Origin of the sequence: Mesorhizobium sp. M1169, from assembly GCF_040318345.1 — a bacterium.
Classification (GTDB): Bacteria; Pseudomonadota; Alphaproteobacteria; order Rhizobiales; family Rhizobiaceae; genus Mesorhizobium.
Genome location: NZ_JAMYME010000012.1, coordinates 70742 through 83830 on the forward strand (window position 1 = coordinate 70742; position 13089 = coordinate 83830).

Annotated in this window: 10 protein-coding genes, 1 tRNA gene and 1 pseudogene; 8 read left to right on the plus strand and 4 right to left on the minus strand. The window is 61.1% G+C overall.

Annotated features, from left to right (window positions below; genetic code table 11):
* The first annotated feature begins 10 nt into the window (after window positions 1-10).
* The 5 genes from NKH41_RS14660 to NKH41_RS14680 all read left to right on the plus strand — a co-directional run bounded on the left by NKH41_RS14660 (window position 11) and on the right by NKH41_RS14680 (window position 5931).
* Window positions 11-988 carry a quinone oxidoreductase family protein gene (locus NKH41_RS14660; RefSeq protein WP_352766611.1) on the plus strand — a complete coding sequence of 326 codons (978 nt, stop codon included), beginning with the start codon at window positions 11-13 and terminating at the stop codon, window positions 986-988.
* 152 nt (window positions 989-1140) lie between these two features.
* Window positions 1141-2733, plus strand: a complete 1593-nt coding sequence (locus NKH41_RS14665; RefSeq protein ID WP_502895599.1) for an ABC transporter ATP-binding protein — start codon at window positions 1141-1143, stop codon at window positions 2731-2733.
* On the plus strand, window positions 2730-3842 hold the full coding sequence (locus NKH41_RS14670) for an ABC transporter permease (RefSeq protein ID WP_352448966.1): 1113 nt from the start codon (window positions 2730-2732) through the stop codon (window positions 3840-3842). Before NKH41_RS14665 ends, NKH41_RS14670 begins: the two co-directional genes overlap by 4 nt.
* Complete coding sequence (locus tag NKH41_RS14675; RefSeq protein ID WP_352448916.1) at window positions 3842-4816, plus strand: ABC transporter permease; 975 nt, start codon at window positions 3842-3844, stop codon at window positions 4814-4816. The genes NKH41_RS14670 and NKH41_RS14675 overlap by 1 nt, the downstream gene beginning before the upstream one ends.
* 47 nt (window positions 4817-4863) lie before the next feature.
* Window positions 4864-5931: a BMP family ABC transporter substrate-binding protein gene (locus tag NKH41_RS14680; RefSeq protein ID WP_352766615.1), complete on the plus strand. Its 1068-nt coding sequence runs from the start codon at window positions 4864-4866 to the stop codon at window positions 5929-5931.
* A gap of 63 nt (window positions 5932-5994) precedes the next feature.
* On the opposite strand, the gene rimO is transcribed toward NKH41_RS14680, so the two are convergent.
* The 3 genes from rimO to NKH41_RS14695 all read right to left on the minus strand — a co-directional run bounded on the left by rimO (window position 5995) and on the right by NKH41_RS14695 (window position 8718).
* Complete coding sequence (rimO, locus tag NKH41_RS14685; protein WP_352682730.1) at window positions 5995-7308, minus strand: 30S ribosomal protein S12 methylthiotransferase RimO; 1314 nt, start codon at window positions 7306-7308, stop codon at window positions 5995-5997.
* A gap of 152 nt (window positions 7309-7460) precedes the next feature.
* Window positions 7461-8120 (minus strand): TerC family protein, encoded by a 660-nt coding sequence (locus NKH41_RS14690; protein WP_023675054.1) that lies wholly within the window; start codon window positions 8118-8120, stop codon window positions 7461-7463.
* Between the two features lie 190 nt (window positions 8121-8310).
* Window positions 8311-8718 carry a DUF930 domain-containing protein gene (locus NKH41_RS14695; protein WP_036238130.1) on the minus strand — a complete coding sequence of 136 codons (408 nt, stop codon included), beginning with the start codon at window positions 8716-8718 and terminating at the stop codon, window positions 8311-8313.
* A 351-nt stretch (window positions 8719-9069) separates the two neighbouring features.
* Between NKH41_RS14695 and NKH41_RS14700 the strand changes: the two are divergent.
* A pseudogene (locus tag NKH41_RS14700) lies at window positions 9070-10261 on the plus strand (helix-turn-helix domain-containing protein).
* 43 nt (window positions 10262-10304) lie between these two features.
* On the opposite strand, the gene NKH41_RS14705 reads toward NKH41_RS14700, so the two are convergent.
* A tRNA-Ser gene (locus NKH41_RS14705) sits at window positions 10305-10394 on the minus strand.
* Between the two features lie 460 nt (window positions 10395-10854).
* Here NKH41_RS14705 and NKH41_RS14710 point away from each other — a divergent pair.
* Together NKH41_RS14710 and NKH41_RS14715 are read left to right on the plus strand one after the other, a co-directional pair.
* Complete coding sequence (locus NKH41_RS14710) at window positions 10855-11586, plus strand: hypothetical protein (RefSeq protein WP_352766616.1); 732 nt, start codon at window positions 10855-10857, stop codon at window positions 11584-11586.
* 273 nt (window positions 11587-11859) lie between these two features.
* Entirely contained in the window at window positions 11860-13083 is a 1224-nt protein-coding gene (locus NKH41_RS14715; protein ID WP_352766617.1) for a septal ring lytic transglycosylase RlpA family protein, read from the plus strand.
* Window positions 13084-13089: the final 6 nt, after the last annotated feature.

A 13089-nucleotide genomic window follows, 5' to 3' on the forward strand; every position in this document is an offset into this window, starting at 1 on the left:
GAGCCAGAAAATGTCCAAAGCGATCCGCATCCATGCCCATGGCGGCCCGGAGGTCCTGACCTATGAGGATGCCGATCCCGGGCAGCCGGGCTCGGGACAGATCCTGGTCAAGCATACCGCGATCGGTCTCAATTTCATCGACGTCTATTATCGCTCTGGCCTTTATCCGCCGCAGGGCGGATTTCCGCTGATCCCCGGCGGCGAGGCGGCCGGCGTGGTCTTGGATGTCGGCTCGGATGTCGACTGGCTCAAACCCGGCGATCGCATCGCCTACGCCGTGACGACCGGCGCCTATGCCGGGCAGCGCGTGATCGCCGCCGACCGCGTGGTGAAGGTGCCGGACGGCATCAGTGACGAACAGGCCGCAGCCATGATGCTAAAGGGCATGACCGCCGAATATCTGTTGCGCCGTACATTCAAGGTGAAAGCCGGCGACACGATCCTGTTTCATGCGGCGGCGGGCGGTGTCGGGCTGATCCTCGGCCAATGGGCCAAGCATCTTGGCGCGACAGTGATCGGCACGGCGAGTTCCACCGACAAGATCGAGCTCGCCAAGGCGCATGGCTTCGACCACGTGATCAACTATCGCGAACAGGATTTCGTGGCCGGCGTTGCCGCTATCACCGGTGGCAAGAAATGCGACGTTGTCTACGATTCAGTCGGCAACGACACATTTCCAGCCTCGCTCGATTGCCTGCGGCCGCTCGGCACTTTCGTCAGCTTCGGTCAATCGTCTGGGCCGATCCCGCCCTTCAGCATCTCGTTGCTGGCGCAGAAGGGCTCGCTGTTCGCAACGCGGCCGACGCTGTTCGTCTATAATGCCAGGCGCGAAGACCTCGAGGCTTCCGCCACCGCCTTGTTCGACGTGGTGCTCAGCGGCGCCGTCAAGATCAAGATCAACCAGCGTTACGCGCTCAGCGAGGCCGGCAAAGCGCATTCCGATCTCGAAGGGCGCCGGACCACCGGGACAACAATACTTATCCCTTAGGTGCCCGCCGTTTCGGGCCGCCGACGCCGCCGTTCTTGCGAACTGCTTTTTACCGCTTGAGTTTCCGCTGAAATTCTTGAAGCTCTTTCAAGTCGTGAGGCGCTTACCGTAGAGAGCAGCCCGCGCATACGATGGTTGCGGGAACACAGAACATGTCTGGCAAACCAGATGGAGGCACCGTGAGTGCAGATCAGGACGGCGCAAACCTGCTTGAGGTTCGCGGCCTCACAAAGATATTCGGCACGTTGATGGCGTGCGACCATGTCGATCTCAACATCGCCAAGGGCGAGATCCATGCGTTGCTTGGCGAGAACGGCGCCGGCAAGTCGACCCTGGTGAAAATGCTGTTTGGATCGCTGGAACCGAATTCCGGCGAGATTTTCTGGAATGGCCAGGCGGTCAGGATCACCAGCCCCGGCACCGCAAAAAAGCTCGGCATCGGCATGGTTTTCCAGCATTTTTCCCTGTTCGAAGCGCTGACGGCGGCGGAGAACATCGCGCTGTCGCTGGATGACGGCTCGCCGATCAGTACGATCGCGGCCAAGGCGAGGGCGCTCTCCTACAGTTACGGCCTGCCTCTCGATCCGCTATCGCTGGTCGGTGATCTGTCGGTCGGCGAGCGTCAGCGCATCGAAATCATCCGCTGCCTGCTGCAGACGCCGCAACTTATCATCCTCGACGAACCAACTTCGGTGCTGACGCCGCAGGAGGCCGATAAGTTGTTCGAGACGCTCGAACGGCTGCGTTCGGAAGGAAAGTCCATCCTCTACATTTCGCACCGGCTGGAAGAGGTCAAACGGATCTGCGACCGCGCCACCGTGCTGCGTCACGGCAAGGTGGTCGGCCATTGCAATCCGCGCCAGGAAACCGCGTCTTCGTTGGCGCGGATGATGGTCGGCAACGAGGTGCTGGCCGTGGTGCGGGCGCCGGCCGAGGGTATCGAGACCGCGCCGGTGCTGCTTCAAATCCGCGAACTCACCCGCAAGCCGGCGACCCCGTTCTCGATCCCGCTCAGGAACATCAATCTCGAGGTCCGCGCCGGCGAGGTGATCGGCATTGCCGGTGTGGCCGGCAACGGCCAGGGCGAATTCTTCGAATCCGTTTCCGGCGAGGTGCTGCAGCCGGATGCCGGCTCGGTCCGCATCCGCGGCAAGGATGCCGGCGGCCTCACCATCACCGGCAGGCGTCTGATGGGCGCTGCCTTCGTCCCGGAAGAGCGGCTCGGCCATGGCGCAGCACCGCGCATGAAGCTTTCGGAGAACCTGCTTCTGTCGCGCCACGCCACCGATGGCAAGATGTTTGTCGGCGCCGGTGGAATGGTCAAGGGCGATGCGATCCATACCGCTGCCCAGCGCATCATAAAGGCGATGGACGTGCGCAAGAGCGCGCCGGATCCGGAGGCTGCGGCTCTTTCGGGCGGCAATCTGCAGAAATTCATCGTCGGCCGCGAACTCGACCGCCGGCCGACCGTCTTGGTGGTCAATCAGCCGACCTGGGGGGTCGACGCGGGTGCGGCGGCCCACATCCGCCAGGCGCTGATCGAACTGGCACGCAGCGGCTCGGCGGTGCTGGTGATCAGCCAGGACCTCGACGAGCTGTTCGAGATTTCCGATGCGATCACGGTCATGCACAATGGCGAATTGTCGAAGCCGCTGCCGATAGCTGAAGCGACATTCGAGAAGATCGGGCTGCTGATGGGCGGCGCCGAACCCGGGCATGCCGAACATACGCTGGAGACGGCCTGATGCGCCTCGAACTTGTAAAACGCCCGCAGCGCTCGATGCTGTTTTCGGCACTCTCGCCTTTCATCGCTTTCGTTTTGACGATCATTGCCGGTGCCATTATGTTCGCGCTGCTCGGCGTCAACCCGTTGACTGCGTTCCGCATCTACTTCATCGAACCGATCAGCCAGGTCTGGCAGCTGCATGAGCTGGCGATCAAGGCCGCCCCCCTGATCCTGATCGCGGTCGGACTGTCGGTCTGCTACAAGGCCAACATCTGGAACATCGGCGCCGAAGGCCAGTTCATCCTGGGCGGCATTGTCGGCTCGATCATCCCCGTGCTGTTTCCGCAGTTCGAAGGCCCATTGGTGCTGCCGCTGATGCTTCTGCTCGGCATGGTCGGTGGGGCCGCCTATGCTGCAATCCCGGCACTGCTGAAGACGCGCTTCAACACCAACGAGATCCTGACCAGCCTGATGCTGGTCTATGTCGCCCAGCTCTTCCTCGATTGGCTCGTACGGGGGCCGTGGCGCGATCCGCAGGGCCACGGTTTCCCGCAGACCATCCAGTTCAACGACTCGGCCATACTGCCGGAACTCCTCCCGGAATCCGGCCGGGCAAACTGGGGATTTGTCTTCGCGCTGATCGCGGCGATACTGATCTGGATCCTGATGAGCCGTATGCTGAAAGGCTTCGAGGTCCGCGTGCTCGGCTCAAGCCCGAGGGCAGGGCGCTTCGCCGGGTTTGGCCTTAACCGCATGGTCTTCTTTGCCTTCCTGCTGTCGGGCGCACTGGCCGGACTTGCAGGGATTTCGGAGGTCTCGGGAGCCATCGGACAATTGCAGCCGGTGATCTCGCCCGGCTACGGATTTACCGCTATCATCGTGGCATTTCTCGGCCGGCTCAATCCGCTCGGCATCGTCGCCGCAGGCCTTGTGCTGGCGCTGACCTATCTGGGCGGCGAGGCAGTGCAAAGCGCGCTCGGCATCTCCGACAAGGTGGCGCGCGTGTTCCAGGGCATGCTTTTGTTCTTCGTGCTCGGCTGCGACACGCTCATCCATTACCGCATTCGCCTGACCGGCTTTTCCGCGCCGAAGCTCGAGGCAGGGCCGAAGCTGGAGGAAGCCCGCTGATGGACATCACCGTCAACATCCTCTTGACCATCGCTACGGCGGCGACGCCGCTGCTGATCGCGGCGATCGGCGAACTGGTGGTCGAACGTTCGGGTGTGCTCAATCTCGGCGTCGAAGGAATGATGATCATGGGTGCCGTCGGCGGTTTCGGCGCCGGCTATCTCACCGGCTCGCCTTGGATAGGGCTGTTGGCGGCAATCACCATGGGGGCAGTGTTCTCGCTGCTGTTCGCCGTCATGACGCTGTCGCTGGCCACCAATCAGGTGGCCACCGGCCTGTCGCTGACACTGCTCGGCCTCGGCCTTTCCGGCATGATGGGAACGAATTTTGTCGGCCAGCCCGGCGAAAGGCTGCCAAACCTCGATATTCCCGGCCTGACCGCAATCCCCGTCGTCGGCAGGCTGCTGTTCGGCCAGGATCCAATCTTCTACATCTCGATCGCGCTGACCGCCGCCGTCATGTGGTTCCTGTTCAAGACCCGCACCGGGCTCACGCTGCGCTCGATCGGCGACAGCCATGCATCCGCCCATGCGCTTGGCATCCACGTCATCCGCTACCGCTATCTCTCAGTGATTTTCGGCGGCGCTTGTGCCGGCCTCGCCGGCGGTCACCTATCGCTGGTCTACACACCGCAATGGGTGGAGAACATGACCGCCGGCCGCGGCTGGATCGCGCTGGCTCTGGTCGTCTTCGCCTCCTGGCGGCCATGGCGGGTGCTGGCCGGCGCCTATATTTTCGGCGCGATCTGGGTTGGCCAGCTTCACGTCCAAGCCATAAATCTGCAGGACTTCGTCGACGCGCCCTGGTTGCTCTACAAGTTAATTGCGTTCTTAAAATCGTTTCCCTCGCAACTGCTTTCTTCGCTGCCCTATCTGGCAACCGTCGTGGTTCTCGTTCTAATCTCGCGCAACAAGCGTTTGACGATGATGAACACGCCGGCCTCCTTGGGCCAGCCATTCGTTCCGGATCGTTGACAACAAAAAGACGGAAGCTCCAAGGCTTAACTCAGAGAGGTAACACAATGAAAAACCTGCTTATTGCCCTGATGGCGACGACGGCCGCATTGTCGCTGGCGGCATCAGCCCAGGCGGCGGACAAGCTGAAGGCGTGCTGGGTCTACACCGGCCCGATCGGCGATTTCGGCTACTCCTACCAGCACGACCAAGGCCGCCTCGAGGTGGAAAAGGCACTCGGCGACAAGGTCGAGACCGCCTATCTCGAAAACGTCTCCGAAGGCCCCGATGCCGACCGCGCCTTCGAGCGCCTAGCGCGGGAGGGATGCAAGATCATTTTCGGCACGTCCTTCGGCTTCATGGACCCGGAAGTGAAGATCGCCAAGAAATTCCCCAAGGTGATGTTCGAGCACGCCACCGGCTACAAGACCGCCGAAAATCTCGGCATCTACAATGCGCGTTTCTACGAAGGCCGTTACGTGCTTGGCCAGATCGCCGCCAAGCAATCGAAGTCGGGCGTCGCCGGCTACATCGTTTCCTTCCCGATCCCGGAAGTGGTGATGGGCATAAATTCCTTTATGCTCGGCGCACAGTCGATCAACCCGAACTTCAAGGCGAAGATCGTGTGGGTGAACTCCTGGTTCGATCCGGGCAAGGAGGCCGATGCTGCCAAGGCATTGTTCGACCAGGGCGCCGATATCATCGTCCAGCACACCGACTCGACCGCTGCCTTGCAGGTGGCGGAAGAGCGCAAGCTGCACGGCTTCGGCCAGTCCTCCGACATGATCAAGTTCGCGCCGCACGCGCAGCTGACCGCGCTGACCGACGAGTGGGGTCCCTACTACATCAGCCGCGTCCAGGCGGCGCTCGACGGCACCTGGAAGCCCGATAATGTCTGGCTCGGCATTAAGGACGGCGCCGTCAAGCTGGCGCCGTTCACCAACATGCCCGACGACGTCAAGGCGATGGCCGAAGCCACCACCAAGAAGATCGCCGACGGCTGGAACCCCTTCACCGGGCCGGTCGCCAAGCAGGACGGCACACCTTGGCTGAAGGAGGGCGAGGTCGCCGACGACGCCACGTTGCTCGGCATGAATTTCTACGTGAAGGGCGTCGACGACAAGCTGCCGCAGTAGGCGGTCGGAAACATATCGAACGAAAGGGCGCCACGCGGCGCCCTTTTCATTTTGGACGGAATATCAGACGGCTGAGCCGTAAAGGTCGTAAGCGTCGGCGCGCTCGACCTTGACCGTGACAATGTCGCCGGCGCGCAGTGGCCGCCGCGACTGGATATGGACCGAACCGTCGATTTCGGGCGCATCGTATTTGGTCCGGCCCTTGGCCGAATTGCCATGCGCCTCGTCGATCAGGACCGGCAGTCGCTTGCCAATTTTCTTGGTTAGCTGCGTTGCCGAAATCTTCTGCTGGCGCTGCATGAAGCGGTGCCAGCGGGCTTCCTTGATCTCCTGCGGCACTTGCTCGAGGCCGAGCTCGTTGGAGCGGGCGCCTCTGACCGGCTCGTATTTGAAACAGCCGGCGCGGTCGATCTTGGCCTCGTCCAGCCAGTCGAGCAGCATCTCGAAGTCGTCGTCCGTCTCGCCGGGGAAGCCGACGATGAAGGTGGAGCGGATGGCAAGGTCCGGGCAGACGTCGCGCCAGCCGCGAATGCGCTCGAGCGTCTTTTCGCCATGAGCGGGCCGGCGCATGTTCTTCAGCACCTGCGGCGAGGCGTGCTGGAATGGGATATCGAGATAGGGAAGAATCTTGCCTTCGGCCATCAGTGGGATGACGTCCGCGACATGCGGGTAGGGATAGACATAGTGCATGCGCACCCAGACACCGAGCTTGCCCAGTTCTTCCGATAGATCGAGGAATTTCGCCCGCACTTCGCGATCGCCGAACATGCTGGTCTGGTATTTGATATCGATGCCGTAGGCGCTGGTATCCTGCGAGATGACGAGGATCTCCTTGACCCCGGCCTTGGCCAGCTTCTCGGCTTCGCGCAACACGTCGGCCGCCGGCCGCGATACGAGGTCGCCACGCAGCGCCGGGATGATGCAGAAAGTGCAGCGGTTGTTGCAGCCTTCCGAGATCTTGAGATACGCATAGTGGCGCGGCGTGAGCTTGACCCCTTGCGGCGGCAAAAGGTCGATGTAGGGATCATGGCTCGGGGGGGCGGCCTCATGCACCGCCCTCATCACGCTTTCATAAGCTTGTGGTCCGGTGATGGCGAGGACGTTGGGATGTCTTTCACGGATGATGTCCGGCTCGGCGCCGAGGCAGCCGGTGACAATAACTTTGCCATTCTCCGAAAGTGCGGAGCCGATGGCGTTGAGCGATTCGTCGCGAGCCGAATCGAGGAAGCCACAGGTGTTGACGACGACCAGGTCGGCGCCGTCGTGCTTGCGGGCGATCTCGTAGCCTTCGGCGCGCAGGCGGGTGATAATGCGCTCGGAATCCACAAGGGCTTTCGGGCATCCAAGGCTGACGAAACTGACGCGAGGGGCGGACATCTAAGCTTTTCCGGATTTTCAGGATTGGCGGCGCAGTATCACACTTGTCGCGGCATTGGTATGGGCAGCGGCTGCGGCGAAACGCAACCGCCAGCGTCGCCGAAGGCTCGCCGAAGCTGAAAGGCCGGCCGATGAGAATTCGAGTCGGCGTGTCAGCTCACCGCACTGCTGACATGCGGCAAGACTTCCACCGCGCCCCGGTAGATCATATCGAGTGCGACATAAAAGATGATCAAAAGGCCGATATAGGCGATCCAGCGATGGCGGTGCAGCAGCTTGGCGATGAAGCTCGCGGCAAGGCCCATCAGCGCGATCGACAGGACGAGGCCTATCACCAGCACCTGGAAGTGATCGCGCGCCGCGCCGGCGACCGCCAGTACGTTGTCGAGCGACATCGACACGTCGGCGATGACGATCTGCAATGCCGCCTGACCCAAGGTCTTCTTGCGCGCCTTGCCGGCCACCATATCATCGCTGTTGATATCGGAATTGGACAGCGCTTCGGTCGCCTCCACCTCGTCGGCATACGACGTGCGCAGCTCGCGATACATTTTCCAGCACACCCACAGCAGCAAGATGCCGCCGGCCAGCAGCAGGCCGACAATCTGTAACAGGGTGACGGTGATCGCAGCAAAACCGATACGCAGCACCGTCGCCGCCACCACGCCGATGAGAATCGCTCTCTTGCGCTGCTCGACCGGCAAGCCCGCCGCGGCCAAGCCGATGACGATGGCGTTATCGCCTGCAAGCACGAGGTCGATGGCGATGACCTGGAGCAGGGCAGAGAAGCCCGCGGCAGTGAAAATTTCCATCGACTGGAAGTCCCTTGCTGGTTGGCCGACCGTTCGCGTCGAATGCCTGGAGGGCCTAACGTGTATGGTTCCTGCGCGTCAAGGGACTGGTTGGAACAAGGTCGGCAAACCGCCCGTTATTGCGGCAATATACAGAGTTTGCGACGATCGGCCCGAACACCGGCAAAATGCGGCCACAGGTCGCGAATGCCTAGTTATAGAGATTGTATTTGGGCCAGTCGCTTTCCGGAATTTCATCACCGATCCGATAGCGGAGCTGCAGGACTTCCATATGGTCCGGCGCTGTTTCGCATTTGAATTTCAGCCGGTACCACTGTCCCTTGCTGCGAAACGCAGCACCCGGGCTCTTGATCGCATCGGCGCCCATTTCGGGCGTCGCAAAAGCGTAGGCGACGACACGATCGGCTTTGTATTTGTGATCGTCGCGGGTAATCCGGTCGAGAATTTCGGCGTCGCATCGCTGCTCCAGCCGGGTTTGCGGATCGAGTTTCAGCAGGCCGGCGCGCAATGCGCTGTCCATTGCGCTGGCCGGCCAAGCCACTATCGTCCATGCGAGGACCGCAGAAAATAGTTTATTCATGGGCGGGAGAAGCATCATATTCGGGCGGAGAAATCAACCCGACGAAGCGCGGCTGCGCGGCGGGTGACAGTCTTCGCTTTGTGGCAGGTTGTTGATTACGCAATAGTATCACCGGTACTTTGGTATCGTTGCCATGATCAGCACCTGTCGCATTTCAGCGACGCGAGAGGTGGCGCGCGGCATGGGGCAGAGCGGCGGTTCTCCCCTAACCGGACCGGCCTGTTAAACCCAGGCAGTCGAGAATCCGACGAGCGGAAAACTCGACGTCATGCCTGCAGAATTGAAGAAATTGGATGCGCGGCCTGAGACATAGGTGACGTTTGTACCGGACACATGGGTAACACTTTTGGCTTTTGGCCGGAGGTGTTGATGCCGTGGAGAGAGTGTTCGGTGATGGAGGAACGTCTACGTTTCGTTGCCCGCCTTCTCGCGGGAGAAGGCATGAGCGATGTGTGCCGGGATTTCGGGATTTCGCGCAAGACTGGCTACAAGATCTTCAACCGCTATAGGGAGGAAGGGCTGGAGGCGCTTTGCGACCGCTCGCGGCGGCCGGTGAGGTACGCCAACCAGTTGCCCGAGCAGATCGAGCGGCTGATCGTCGAGACCAAGCGTGAGAAGCCGCATTGGGGCGCTCGCAAGATCAGGGAGTTGCTGGTCAGGAAGCTCGCCGGTGATGTGCGTATCCCGGCCAAAAGCACCGTGCATGCCGTGCTCGACCGTCACGGCCTTGTGAGCCAGGCCCGCAAGAGGAACCGGGCGAGCAAGGCCGTGGGCACGCCATTGTCGCAAGCCGCCGCCCCTAACGATCTGTGGTGCACCGACTTCAAGGGGGAGTTCAGGCTCGGCAACGGTAGCTACTGTTACCCCCTGACGGTCACCGACCAGATCTCGCGCTATGTGCTCGCCTGCGAAGCGCTTGAATCGACAAAGGAGACGCCGGTCATCGAGGCCTTCGTGCGGCTGTTCAGGGAGCGCGGCCTGCCCGCCGCCATCCGCTCCGACAACGGGCTCCCTTTCGCTTCGCCTAACGGCCTCTACAATCTCTCGCGCCTGTCGGTGTTCTGGCTCAGGCTCGGCATCGTCATCGAGCGCATCCAGCCGGGCAACCCGCAACAGAACGGCCGCCACGAGCGCATGCATCTGACCTTAAAGAAAGAGACGACCAGGCCGCCCGGCATGAACATCCTCCAGCAGCAGGCGAGGTTCGACGCTTTCATCAGCGAATTCAATGAGGAAAGGCCACACGAGGCGCTCGCCATGCGCACCCCGGCCGAGCTCTACACGCCGTCCTCAAGAGCCTATGACGGCCTGCCGGAACTGGAATTACCCCTTCCACGACCGCGACATCCTGGTTACCGCTTGCGGCCGCATCTGCATGCACAGGAAGAAGATCAACGTCTCGACCGTGCTCGCCGGTCAGAGGCTGGGAATCAAGGAGATCGACGACGGCATTTGGCTCGTCAGCTTCATGCATTACGATCTCGGGTATATCGACTTGGAACAGAGGACCTTGCAGACCATCGACAACCCGTTCGGCACGAGGTTGTCACCCATGTCTTAAGTACAATCTGTTACCCATGTCTCCGGGTTGGACAGGACGGATATGGCGGAGGGAGTGGGATTCGAACCCACGGTGGGCTTGCACCCACGCCGGTTTTCAAGACCGGTGCCTTAAACCGCTCGGCCATCCCTCCAAGGTGATTTTTCAATCACTTAGGATATCGCGAGAGGAGCGGGTTCGAGCTGTCGGTACCGGATTGGCACCAGGACGTTCCCCGACCGGTTCGCGCTCCATTCCTGTAAAGCCGCATTCAACGCCAAGTCAACCGTGGCGGCCGCACCTTTCGGCGCGATCCAGGGCGTTGAGCAGCGTCATGGCGAGCTGTGTTTGTGCTGAGTGTGGAAAATCGTTTTTAAAACCCGCACGGACTATTAATCGTTGAGCGCTGATATGTTGGGCGCGTTAGGCACATGTAAGTAAATCGTATTCTGGAGTTGATTTTGGCCGTACTTGGCGCTCTCCCGCCCGGTCTTCGCTGTAGACCAGTCCGCGAAACCGACTGGGAGGGAGTGGTTGATTGCCTGTGCAGGGGCTTTCCGGCGCGTAACCGGAGTTACTGGATACACGCTCTGACCCGCTTGTCGCAGCGGCCTGTGGTTGCCGAGTTCCCACAATATGGCTTTGCTTTGGAGCATGCCGGTCGGATCGTCGGCGTTGTGCTCACCCTTTATGCTCGCTATCACGGGTCGGAGAGCGAGGAAATTCGCTGCAATCTTTCAAGCTGGTCAGTCGATGCAGATTTCCGTCCCTATGGCGCCATGTTGGTTGCGGCGGTTCTCAAGCGGAAGGACGTGACCTACACGAACATTTCGCCTGCACAAGCGACATTGAAAGCCAACCGGGCGCTAGGCTTTCGGCTCTTCTCCAGCGGACAATTTACCTTCTTGCCGGCTTTAAGTTCGGCGCAGCGGTCATGTCGCGTGGTCGAAGTGCGTCCCGATCTTCCGGAATTGGCGATGCTGCCCGAGAGTGAGAGATACATACTCTCGGAACACGCCGCGCTGGGCTGCCTGTCGTTGATCTGCATTTGCGACGGAGCAGCGTTCCCCATGGTGTTGATGCCGCGCCGAATGTTGCACGGTGTTATTCGATGCCATCAGGTCATCTATTGCCGCTCGCTTGCGGATTTGAGCCGCTGCGCCGGCGCGATGGGGCGCTTTCTCTTGCGAAGCGGAATCCTGGTTTGCTTTGTCGACGCCAAGGAGCCGATTCCAGGCTTGGTGGGATGGTACCGCCCCAACAAGGGGCTGAAATACTTCAAAGGTCCCAGACCACCCGCACCTGGAGATCTGACGTTCACCGAACTTGTGATATTCGGTCCCTGAATCTGCGCTCGCAGCCACGCCAAGCCAGGGGCAAAGTGCGCCACGAATGGCGTTTCTGATCGATAAGCGATGATTTTCATGCCGATCAGCGAGGCGGTCCGTGCCACAATCTCGCCCGGTTCCGACCACAATCGGTTAATACGGTGATAAACAATTCCTGCGCACAAAAAGGATTGGGGTAGGGCGTCGCCGGCGTTTCTGGAGTGGGTGCTTTGGCATCGCTGACGTTCATGCTGCGGTGCCTTCGTCGATGCTATAGGGGACAATCAAAATATGCAGACCACGGCGCGCCCGCGTCTTCGTCGCGCTTCCGCTTTCGCGCTGTTTGCCTTGTCGGCAGCCTTTCTTGCAGCATGTGCCGGGCCGCAGCAAAGGGCGATGGTCAACAAGAAACCTCGCTCCAAGGAATATTTTTCCGAAGCCGAATACGGCGTGAAAGCCAGCCCGCGCGTCATGTTCAAGACGTCTCGCGGACGCGACCAGCTCGGCAAGCCCTATCAGGTGCGCGGCAAGTGGTATTATCCGAAGGAAGACAAACGTTACGCCAAGGTTGGCCTCGCATCCTGGTACGGTGAGGCCTTCCACGGCCGGTTGACGGCCAACGGCGAAGTCTACGACATGGCAGATCTGACGGCGGCGCATCCGACCATGCCGCTGCCGAGCTATGCGCGGGTCACCAACATGAAGACCGGCAGCTCGGTGATCGTGCGCGTCAACGACCGCGGGCCCTATCATGATGGACGCATCATCGATGTGTCGAAGCGCGCTGCTGAAATGCTCGATTATGCCAATGTCGGTACGGCCGAGGTGAAGGTCGAATATGTCGGCCGTGCGCCGCTCGAAGGCAATGACGGGCAGTATCTGGTGGCTTCGTATCGTCCAGGCAACAGGGCGCCGGATCCGTCGGACGGTCTGCCCAGCGGCGTCATGGTCGCGATGAATGGGCCGTCGCCAAGCCTGCCGGTGAGCGCTGCTGCCGTGCCGTTCCCCGGTCAGCTGACGAATTCCGGGCAGGGATCCGATGCACGGCCTGTCATGGCGGTGCAAGCATCTGCTTCGGGAGACATTGTACTGCCCGATTTCGGCCCGATCGTGCCGGAGCGTCCGGAGATCAACCTGCCGGCGCAATCGCCGTTCACCATGGCGTCGCTGTCTTACGCCGACGAGCGCGTGCAGCGCGCCTCCAACGCGTTTGCCGGGCTGGATCGCACCGGCATGTCGTCCGCCGAGCTTCTTCAATCGTGGAAGCGGCAAGCCCCTCCAGCCGGGTCGCCCACCGCCTATGTCGCGGCGGGTTCATTCGAGAATGCCGCCGAAGCGGAGCGTGTGGCTGCCCAGCTTTCCAGCTTCGGCAAGACCGAAATCCAGCGCTCGGAACCTGAAGGCAAGGACTGGTACTCGGTCAACCTCTTTGCCAACGGTCGTGGCAGCCTGGACGAGATGCTGCAGGCAGCGTGGTCGCATGGTGCGCCGGATGCGCTTGCGGTACGCAACTGAGTTCGG

What these genes read in the sequence shown, in the direction of transcription:
- NKH41_RS14660 (WP_352766611.1), top strand. Translation starts at nt 11, where the DNA reads ATGTCCAAAGCGATCCGCATCCATGCCCATGGCGGCCCGGAGGTCCTG.
- NKH41_RS14665 (WP_502895599.1), top strand. Translation starts at nt 1,141, where the DNA reads ATGTCTGGCAAACCAGATGGAGGCACCGTGAGTGCAGATCAGGACGGC.
- NKH41_RS14675 (WP_352448916.1), top strand. Translation starts at nt 3,842, where the DNA reads ATGGACATCACCGTCAACATCCTCTTGACCATCGCTACGGCGGCGACG.
- NKH41_RS14680 (WP_352766615.1), top strand. Translation starts at nt 4,864, where the DNA reads ATGAAAAACCTGCTTATTGCCCTGATGGCGACGACGGCCGCATTGTCG.
- rimO (WP_352682730.1), bottom strand. Translation starts at nt 7,308, where the DNA reads ATGTCCGCCCCTCGCGTCAGTTTCGTCAGCCTTGGATGCCCGAAAGCC.
- NKH41_RS14690 (WP_023675054.1), bottom strand. Translation starts at nt 8,120, where the DNA reads ATGGAAATTTTCACTGCCGCGGGCTTCTCTGCCCTGCTCCAGGTCATC.
- NKH41_RS14695 (WP_036238130.1), bottom strand. Translation starts at nt 8,718, where the DNA reads ATGATGCTTCTCCCGCCCATGAATAAACTATTTTCTGCGGTCCTCGCA.
- NKH41_RS14715 (WP_352766617.1), top strand. Translation starts at nt 11,860, where the DNA reads ATGCAGACCACGGCGCGCCCGCGTCTTCGTCGCGCTTCCGCTTTCGCG.